The 4,533-nt window shown below is 67.4% G+C and carries 4 protein-coding genes; all 4 read left to right on the top strand.

All coding sequences use genetic code 11. The features are described from left to right. Positions 1 to 218 precede the first annotated feature (218 nt). The 4 genes from dnaK to MJ785_RS11110 all read left to right on the top strand — a co-directional run bounded on the left by dnaK (position 219) and on the right by MJ785_RS11110 (position 4,507). Positions 219 to 2,054: a molecular chaperone DnaK gene (gene dnaK / locus MJ785_RS11125; protein ID WP_239308277.1), complete on the top strand. Its 1,836-nt coding sequence runs from the start codon at positions 219 to 221 to the stop codon at positions 2,052 to 2,054. Beyond that, positions 2,051 to 2,755, top strand: a complete 705-nt coding sequence (gene grpE, locus MJ785_RS11120) for a nucleotide exchange factor GrpE (protein ID WP_370652921.1) — start codon at positions 2,051 to 2,053, stop codon at positions 2,753 to 2,755. Before dnaK ends, grpE begins: the two co-directional genes overlap by 4 nt. Positions 2,756 to 2,834: 79 nt before the next feature. Then, a complete protein-coding gene (gene dnaJ / locus MJ785_RS11115; protein WP_239376917.1) occupies positions 2,835 to 4,022 on the top strand; it encodes a molecular chaperone DnaJ in 1,188 nt (395 codons plus the stop codon). Next, positions 4,019 to 4,507, top strand: coding sequence for a heat shock protein transcriptional repressor HspR (locus tag MJ785_RS11110; protein ID WP_239308279.1), 489 nt, complete (start codon positions 4,019 to 4,021; stop codon positions 4,505 to 4,507). Before dnaJ ends, MJ785_RS11110 begins: the two co-directional genes overlap by 4 nt. The last annotated feature ends 26 nt before the right edge of the window (positions 4,508 to 4,533 follow it).

The following is a 4,533-nucleotide window of genomic DNA, read 5'->3' as shown; positions in this document are numbered from 1 at the left end:
GGGCTATCGCGCATCCCGCGGCCGACGGCTGAGTGCCACAGCCTTCGGGGAACAGAATCCCTCTCAACAACCTTGAGCTCCGTAGGCTCATGTTTGACGGTGACTGGTCTATCATTAGATTCTGAGTCAGCAGGGCTCAACTACTACACGAGCGGTCCCGGTCGGGCTCCCACGAGAACGGAGCAGCCGGGCCGTCCTGATCCGAGAGGCACACAGACATGGCACGAGCGGTCGGTATCGACCTCGGCACCACGAACTCCGTTGTGAGCGTGCTCGAGGGCGGCGAACCCACGGTGATCGCCAATGCCGAGGGCTCCCGGACGACTCCGTCCGTCGTCGCCTTCGCCAAGAACGGTGAGGTCCTGGTTGGCGAGGTCGCGAAACGGCAGGCGGTCACGAACGTCGAGCGGACCATCCGGTCGGTCAAGCGCCACATGGGCACCGACTGGAAGATGAAGGTCGACACCAAGGACTTCACCCCGCAGCAGATCAGCGCGTTCATCCTCCAGAAGCTCAAGCGGGATGCCGAGTCCTACCTCGGTGAGACCGTGGCCGACGCCGTCATCACCGTGCCCGCCTACTTCGACGACGCCCAGCGCCAGGCGACCACCGAGGCGGGCACCATCGCCGGTCTCAACGTCCTGCGCATCGTGAACGAGCCCACCGCCGCCGCCCTCGCCTACGGGCTGGACAAGGGCGAGAAGGAACAGACCATTCTGGTCTTCGACCTCGGTGGCGGCACCTTCGACGTGTCCCTGCTGGAGATCGGTGACGGGGTCGTCGAGGTGAAGTCGACCTCCGGTGACACCCACCTCGGTGGTGACGACTGGGACCAGCGCGTCACCGACCACCTGATCAAAACGTTCTCCGGTCAGCACGGTGTCGACCTCGGCAAGGACAAGATGGCCCTGCAGCGCCTGCGGGAAGCCGCCGAGAAGGCAAAGATCGAACTGTCGCAGTCCACCCAGACCAGCATCAACCTGCCCTACATCACCGCTTCGGCCGAGGGCCCGCTGCACCTGGACGTCACTCTGACCCGTTCGGAGTTCCAGCGGATGACGTCCGATCTGATCGACCGCTGCAAGCACCCCTTCCAGCAGGCCGTCAAGGACGCCGGGGTCAAGGTCTCCGACATCGACCACGTCGTGCTCGTCGGCGGATCCACCCGGATGCCGGCCGTGGTCGACCTGGTGCGCGAGCTGACCGGCGGCAAGGAGCCGAACAAGGGCGTCAACCCCGACGAGGTCGTCGCCGTGGGCGCCTCGCTGCAGGCCGGTGTCCTCAAGGGCGAGGTCAAGGACGTCCTGTTGCTCGACGTCACCCCGCTCTCCCTCGGTATCGAGACCAAGGGCGGCATCATGACCAAGCTCATCGAGCGGAACACCACCATCCCGACCAAGCGGTCGGAGATCTTCACCACCGCTGAGGACAGTCAGCCATCCGTGCAGATCCAGGTCTTCCAGGGTGAGCGCGAGATGGCCTCCTACAACAAGAAGCTCGGCATGTTCGAGCTCACCGGGCTGCCGCCGGCGCCGCGGGGCATCCCGCAGATCGAGGTCACCTTTGACATCGACGCCAATGGCATCGTCCATGTCTCCGCGAAGGACCTCGGCACCGGCAAGGAGCAGTCGATGACGATCACCGGCGGCTCGGCGCTGCCCCGGGATGACATCGACAAGATGGTCCGCGACGCCGAGCAGTACGCCGAGGAGGACCGCAAGCGCCGCGAGGAGGCTGAGACCCGCAACCAGGGTGAGACCCTCGTGTACTCCACCGAACGCTTCCTGGCCGAAAACGGCGACAAGATCGACGCCGCGATCAAGAGCGATGTGGAGGAGAAGCTGTCCACGCTGCGCGCGGCGGTCGGCGGTACCGACATCGCGGCCATTCGCGAGTCCACCGCCGAACTCGCGAAGGCCAGTTCGGCGATGGGCCAGTCGCTCTACGCGGATGCGCAGAGCGCGGCGGCTTCGGGCGCGGGTGGCGCATCCGGTCCGGGCACGGACGACGATGTCGTGGATGCCGAGATAGTGGATGAGGAGGACAAGAAGTGACCTCGGCTCATGGGGATGACTGGACGCTCGGCATGTCCACGCCGGACGAGCCTGTGATCGTCCGGGACAGACGCCGTATTGATCCCGAGAGCGGGCAGGTACGGGAAGAGGCCAGCCGGGTGGAGACGAAGGCCACGGGCGGCGGCACCGCCACCGCGACAGCCAGCTCCACAGCCGAGGACGGGCTGCTGGAACCCCTGCGTAAGCAGGTGGCCGAACGTACCGCCGACCTCCAGCGGCTCAAGGCCGAGTTCGACAACTACCGCCGACGGGTCGAACGGGACCGCCAGGTCATGGCCGAGCAGGCGACGGGAAAGCTGCTGACGGCCCTGCTGCCCACCCTCGACGACATCGGCCGGGCACGCGACCACGGTGATCTGGAGGGCCCGTTCAAGGCCGTCGCCGAGTCGCTGGAAAGCGCGCTGGAGACCGCCGGGCTCGAGCGGTTCGGCGTCCAGGGGGACGAGTTCGACCCCCTGGTCCACGACGCTCTCATGCACACCTACTCCTCGCAGGTGACCCGGTCGACCTGTGTGGACGTCTTCCGTGCCGGCTATCGTCACGCCGGCCGGGTGCTGCGGCCAGCACAGGTCTCAGTCGCCGAACCGGCGCCGGACGCCGAGACCGCTCAGGGCATGGCGGACCTGCCGGTGGAGAGCACGCCGAGCGCGGAAGGCGGCGCGGCGGAAGCCGTCGAGTAGTCGATGTCATTCGACCTTTTGCCAGGAAAAATCAGCCTCAAGCGTCCATACGCGACATGATGGTGAAAGGAGGGGCGCCGTGAGTGTTCGTGACATGGTCGAAAAGGATTACTACGCCGCTCTCGGCGTCCCCAAGGACGCCTCGGCGACCGACATCAAGAAGGCCTACCGCCGGCTTGCCCTTGAGCTGCATCCGGATAAGAATCCCGATGACCCGAAGGCTGAGGCCCGCTTCAAGGAGATTTCCGAGGCCTACGACGTCCTGTCGGACGAAACCCGGCGCAGGGAGTACGACGAGGCGCGAGCGCTGTTCACCGCGGGTAACACCGGTGGTCATCCCGCTGGTGGTTACGGCTACCAACCGGGCGGCTTCAGATCCGGCGGATCCGGCGCGTTCAACCTCGATGACCTGCTGGGTGGGGCAGGCGCAGGCCCCGGTCCCGGTCCCGGGCTCGGAGGCCTGTTCGACAACCTGTTCCAAAGGCCACCGACAGGCCGTGGCCCCCGCCGTGGCGGCGACATCGCGGCTGAAGTCACGATCCCGTTCGAGAAGGCTCTGACGGGGCTTGAAGCCACTGTCCGGCTGCCAGGCGCGGCGACCTGCGTTACCTGCGCGGGATGCGGTGCCCGTCCGGGTACGACGCCACGGACCTGCCCAACCTGCCGGGGCCTGGGCGTGGTGTCCCGCTCCCAGGGTGGGTTCGCGCTGTCGGAGCCGTGCCGCGACTGCATCGGCAAGGGGACGATTATTGATTCGCCGTGCCCAAGCTGTCTGGGCACGGGCCGGCGGGAGCGCGAGCAGCGCATCCGCATCCCGCCAGGCGTCGCGGACGGTCAACGGCTTCGGGTTCGGGGCCGCGGCTCCCCGGGTGAGCGCGGCGGGCAGTCCGGCGACCTCGAGGTAACCGTCCACGTGCTCGCCCATCCGGTCTTCGGCCGCGAGGGCCACAACCTGACGATCACCTTGCCGGTGACCTTCACGGAGGCCGCGCTGGGCGCGTCGGTGAAGGTGCCGACGATCGACGGTGCTCCGCTGACGGTGAAGGTGCCGTCCGGCACGTCGAGCGGGCGGCGCCTGCGAGTACGTGGGCGTGGGGTGCCGCGGGGCGGCAACGGCCACGGCGACCTCATCGTGACCGTTGAAGTAACCGTGCCACGGCCCGCCGACCTGTCCCCGAAGGCCCGCACCGCGCTGCAGGAGTTCGCGCACGCCCATCCCGAAGATCCACGTACGTCGCTGATGGCACAGATGGAGGGCCGGCTATGAAACCACGGCCGAGCCGCACGGCCGATCCGCCGCTACTGCCAGCTGATCGGCCGGCAGCAGCCAGATCCGGGCCAGGGCCCGCGCATGACGACGACACGCCCGTGTATGTGATCTCTATTGCCGCGCAGCTGGCCGGCATGCATCCGCAGACGCTGCGGGCCTACGACCGGTTGGGGCTCGTTACTCCGGGGCGAACATCCGGACGCGGCCGGCGATACTCCGTCCGGGACGTCGCCATGCTGCGGGAGGTACAGCGGCTTTCCCAGGAGGAGGGCATCAACCTACAGGGAATCCGCCGGATCCTGGACCTGGGCAGCCAGGTGATGATCTTGAAAGATCAAATCCGGCAGCTCACCGAGGAACTGGCGCTGGCCCACGCTGAGGCCGAACGCAGGGTGGCCGATGCGCACAGGAGCCACCGACGGGATCTCGTGCCGATCGACCGCGGCGCGATCGTGGTCTGGCGGCCGGGCCCGCACCGCTAGACCCGCTGTCAGGCCCGCCGTCCAGG

This window comes from Protofrankia sp. CiT1 (assembly GCF_917627335.1).
Taxonomy (GTDB): Bacteria; Actinomycetota; Actinomycetes; order Frankiales; family Frankiaceae; genus Protofrankia.
Note: the sequence above shows the minus strand (reverse complement) of the source record. Positions and strands in the feature narration are given on the sequence as shown.

What these genes read in the sequence shown, in the direction of transcription:
- dnaK (WP_239308277.1), top strand. Translation starts at nt 219, where the DNA reads ATGGCACGAGCGGTCGGTATCGACCTCGGCACCACGAACTCCGTTGTG.
- MJ785_RS11110 (WP_239308279.1), top strand. Translation starts at nt 4,019, where the DNA reads ATGAAACCACGGCCGAGCCGCACGGCCGATCCGCCGCTACTGCCAGCT.